This window comes from Tepidimonas sp., assembly GCF_029335975.1.
Taxonomy (GTDB): domain Bacteria; phylum Pseudomonadota; class Gammaproteobacteria; order Burkholderiales; family Burkholderiaceae_C; genus Tepidimonas.
In genome coordinates, this window is the sequence record NZ_JARJMT020000196.1 from 1 (window position 1) to 4,786 (window position 4,786).

The window sequence follows — 4,786 nt, forward strand, 5'->3', positions numbered from 1 at the left end:
GCCCCTGTCCCCTCTCCGGCGTGCACCAAACTGACCACTACCGGATCGAAATTGGCGGGATCGGCGCGCATCGCTTGGGCCAGACTTTCGCCCGCGTTGATGCGCGACAGCAACACGCCCCCGACTCGGCGCAGGTTGAGGCTGTCACTGCTGCGCAAATCTTCCAGTGCATCGACAATCGATACCCCTGCCTGCAGCAGCATCTGCAGGTGATACATCAGGTCCAGTTTTTCTTGCGGGGTCAGCTTTTGCTGGCGGCTGCTGCTGCGTTGGCGACGCTGCCGACTGTGGAGCAGGACAATCTGTCCTTGCGCCAACTGGCTGCGCAGCTCCATGAGGTTGAGCGCTTCGAGCTCCCCCTCGACGACGCGCCCCGCCGCATCGACGCCACGATATCGATAAATGGGCATCGCAGACCTCACCCCGAATGCGAAGGCGCTGGCGCCTCGTCAAGCAAGGCGGTGAGGTCGGTGACGCGTCCGACTTCATCGATCGTGGTCAGCCCTTCGAGCACCCGTCGCAATCCATCGAACGCCAGTGGCTGGAAACCGCGCTGGCGTGCGTAATGGGCGAGCTCGCCCAAAGTGGCGCTGCGCGCCAACAATTCGTCCATACCACTGTCCACCCGCAGCAGCTCCATAATGGCCATGCGCCCCCGATAACCGGTGTGGTTGCACGACGGGCAGCCGCCACGCCGCGCACGAAAGATGGTTTGGCCCTGGTGCTGGGGTCCGAGCAATTGCCATTCCGGCATGCCTTCGTGGAGTTGCACCGGCTCGCGGCACGACGGACAGACACGCCGCACCAGGCGCTGCGCAATCACGCCGCTGATGTGGCCAGCCATCAGATCCGCGGACACACCCAAATTGCGCAGCCGGGTAAAACTGCGCAACGCCGAGTTGGTGTGCAAGGTAGAGAACACCTGGTGTCCTGTCATGGCCGCGCGGATGGCCATCTCGGCCGTTTCAGGATCACGTATTTCGCCCACCAAAATGATGTCGGGGTCTTGCCGCATCAGTGAGCGAATGCCGCTGCCAAAGTCGATTTTTGTGCCATCGGAGACCGATGTTTGCCGGATCCGCATCAACGGGTATTCAACCGGGTCTTCAATGGTCATGATATTGACCTCTTCCCGGTTCAGATGATTCAAAATAGAATATAGCGTCGTGGTTTTGCCCGATCCGGTTGGGCCAGTGACCAGGATGACGCCTTCCGGCCGTGCCAGCATCAAATTGAGTATATGGTACTGCTGGGGTGATAAACCAAGCTGATCGTACGGAACGATGGATTTTTTGGCATCCAAAACCCGAAGCACCAGGTTCTCGCCATGGATGGTGGGGTGAATCGCCACCCGAAAATCCACCAAACGACCCGACACAGTGACATTGCAACGGCCATCCTGAGGGGCGCGGTTCTCGGCAATATTCATGCCCGAGATCAATTTGAAACGCACCAGCATGGCAGGCCAGTATTTGATGTGCAAGGCGCGGATCTGGCGCATCACACCATCGATGCGGTAGCGCACCCGCAGAATGCTGCCTTCCGGCTCAAAATGCAGGTCCGACGCGCCGCGGTTGACCGCATCCGCCAACAGCATGTCAACCAGACGCACGACCGGGTGGCTATAGCCCGCCTGGCCGCGGGCCAGGGAGGTCATGTCCAGCTCACCGGTCTCGATCTCTTTCAGTATGCCTTCGATCGAGAAATCGAAACCGTAGTATTGGTCGATCGCCGCGATAACATCGGCCGGGTTGGCCAGACGCCATTCGATGTTGAGGTCTGACCCGATGCTGGCGCGCAACTGGTCCACCACCAGCAGGTTGCCAGGTCGATTGCTGGCCAGTACCAGCAGTTTTTCATCGGCCTCGTAACTAATCGGGAAAACTTGCTGGGTTTGGGCCAGATATTTGGGAACAGCCTGCAAGGCACGCGCGTCGGGCACGAAGCCGCTGAAGTCAAACGCTTTGCTGCCGAGGGTTTCGGCCAGCAGCTCTTGCAGCGCTTGCTCGGAAACGAAGCCCAATTGCACCAAAACTTCACCGAGGCGGGCTTGCCGGTTGCGTTGCTCAATCAGCGCAACCTGCAACTGATCCTCGGTGACCAAACCGAGCCGCACCAGCCGCTCGCCGAGCGGCAAAGTCTGTGGGTTTGTCGTCATCGCAGCGCCCACGGAGCCTCACGTTATGGCGTTGCTGCAGCCGCAGCGTTTTGCATCTGGGCCCGCCTTTCCTGCAGAGCGCGAATATGTCGTTCGATGCGCTCCAGTGGCAGCGCGGCGTCCCCGAGCGTCACGCTTTGCCGGTAGTGCATCAGCGCCTGATCAAGGCGGTTGAGCCGTTCCAGTGCGAGCGCGAGGTTGTAGTGGTACACCGCATCACCCGGCACCAGGCGCACCGCTTGCTGTAGAGGCTCGATCGCCATTGCCCAGCGCTGCTGTCGGGCCAGCAGTGTGCCCAGGGCGGCATGCGCCAGGGCGTCGCCGGGGTTGTCGGCGATCCAGTCGCGCAGGCGCGATTCCGCCAACGCGGGATCCAGTCGGGTAAGTACCGCCAAGGCCCCGCTGCGCAGCGTGGGATTATCGGGCCAGCGCTGCACCGCGCGCTGGTAAGCCAGCCAGGCCTCGGACCAGCGCTGCTGTCGGTGCAGCGCCAGCGCCAGACCAGCGAGGGCGGCCGGATCATCCGGTTGCCGCTCAAGCCAGGCTTCGTAGCTGCGCTGCGCTTCGTCCCAGCGCGCCGCCAACACAGCCGCATCGGCCTGCTCGCGCAAAATGTCGAGCGGATCGCGCTCTACGCGCAGCTGCGGCTCGGCAGCGGCCGGCTGCGAGGTTGCCGGTCGCGCGCTACCCACTGCCGGACGCGCCGCGACGGCCCCGCCCGATCGCCGGGCCGCTGACGGTGCGCGCGACGCCCCCTCCCCACCCTTGCCTGCTGCAGGTAGACTCGCCGGCGCTGGCAGCGCACCCGACGCCGATGCCGTCGACGCCTCGCCACTGGAAGAAGCGGAGGAGTCGGACGCGGACCCCTGGGCAACCGGCGGATCTTCGGGAGGCATCGGCGCCGAAGCATCGGGCTGCGCGACCGCGACGGCTGCCGGCGTTGGCGCCCAACCCGCACGTTCGCCCAGCGCAGTCAGCCATTCCACCGGTTGGCCGACCCACCACCATCCGGTGACGACCCCCACGCCCGCGACAACCAACACCCCCACCGCGACGACGCGGCGCGCTCGAGCTGGGCCAGAAGCCTGGTTGAATTGCTGCTTCCACCACCGCTGGGCCTGGCGTGCGTCAGGCGTCGCTTGCGGCGCAGGCGGGGGATTTTCGGCGGCTGCACTGGTCTGGGCAGCGTTGGTCTGCGGAAACGCCGGCGCTGGGGGCGGCTCATCGGCCGCCAGCGACAGCTCCAGGGGAATATCCAGCGGCGTCGCGCCAGGCGATGCATTGGCTGCGGCGCCAGCATCGTCCGACTTCTCTGTGCGGCCTTTGTTCAACGCATCGAGCAGCAAGCTCATGGCTGTCGCCCCCCTGGCTCCTGCGCCCCCCCAAAACTCGGCCAACGCAGGGTGCCGCTGGGGGCTTGTTGCTCGGGCAACACACCCGTGGCGCGCTGCCAAGTGGTGCGCGACAGCTTATTTAGGTGTTCACTGCCGTAACCCGAGGCCACGACGGTGGGGCGCAACAGAATCACCAACTCGCTTTTGCTGGAACGCCGCTGACGGTAACGCAGCGCTTCGCCAATCAGCGGCAATTGGGACGCTCCTGGCACCTGGTCTGTGGCATTGCGGTTTTCTTCGCGCATAAGCCCGCCGAGCACCACCACCTCGCCCGAGCGGACCTTGACAATCGACTCCATTTCGCGCGTTAGGATTTGGGGTATCCGGCTGCGCACTGCACCCACGTCGACACTTTGTCGGGCTTGGGCCAAAAGGATCGGGATCGCCGGATCGTCGACAAAGTCCTTGATGGAAGTCAACGTCGGGCGCAGCACCATGGTGACTTCGTCACCCTCGGCGATCTGGGGGGTGACATGCAGCACCAAGCCAACCGAGACCGTGTTGGGCTCGGAACTGACATCCACCCGCGCAGGCGAGCCCTGCTGAGGCGGCTCGTACTGAAAGTTCACGCGGAAATAAACGACATCTTCGGTCACCTTCAAGATGGAGGGCTGGTTGTTGACTGCCGTGATGCGCGGGCTGGACAGCACCCTGGCATTGCCAAACGATTCCAGCAACCGCACGACGGCATCGATACGCCAACTGCCCGCCGATTGGGACGGGCTCCAGGTCAGCACGCTCGGAACCGATCCTGAGGACGGTGTGCCACCAGGCAAAGTCTCTGAGGGTCGAAAGCGCAGCAGGGCGTTGTTATCACGCAACAAATTCCAGTTGACACCTTGCTGGTATTGGTCGAACAGCTCGACCTCGATGACCGTGGCTTCGATAAAAACCTGCTGTGCCGACTGGCGCAGCACGCGATCCAGAAATTCACGCACCTTCAGGTGCTGTCGGTGCGTCGCCCGCACGGTCAACAACCCGGACTCGGGGTTGGCGATCACAGACGCCGCTTCACGATAACGCACCGCACCGATATTGGCTGCGCTGGCATTCGCATTGGCGTTGGCATTGGCAGCGCCGCTGGCGGGCGCAGCCCCGCCTGGGCCCGTCGCTGGAGCGGACCCTGCACCAGCTCCACCGCCCGCCCCCGGCCCGTTGGCAGCGTTGGCAGCTCCGGAACCCCCGGCATCAGCAGGCAATATCTTGTCGGTTTCGCGCAGCAGGTCACGCACAT

General features: G+C 63.6%; 4 protein-coding genes. All 4 read right to left on the reverse strand.

Annotated features, from left to right (window positions below; translation table 11 throughout):
• Positions 1-410 (reverse strand): type II secretion system F family protein (locus tag P3W97_RS10870; protein ID WP_300846642.1); only part of this gene is annotated, 410 nt, incomplete at its 3' end.
• Positions 411-418: 8 nt separating this feature from the next.
• On the reverse strand, positions 419-2,158 hold the full coding sequence (locus tag P3W97_RS10875) for a type II/IV secretion system protein (protein ID WP_300846644.1): 1,740 nt from the start codon (positions 2,156-2,158) through the stop codon (positions 419-421).
• A 23-nt stretch (positions 2,159-2,181) separates the two neighbouring features.
• Positions 2,182-3,510, reverse strand: a complete 1,329-nt coding sequence (locus P3W97_RS10880) for a tetratricopeptide repeat protein (protein WP_300846646.1) — start codon at positions 3,508-3,510, stop codon at positions 2,182-2,184.
• The coding region (locus tag P3W97_RS10885) for a type II secretion system protein GspD (RefSeq protein ID WP_367184623.1) at positions 3,507-4,786 on the reverse strand (1,280 nt) is incomplete at its 5' end. The genes P3W97_RS10880 and P3W97_RS10885, both read right to left, overlap by 4 nt.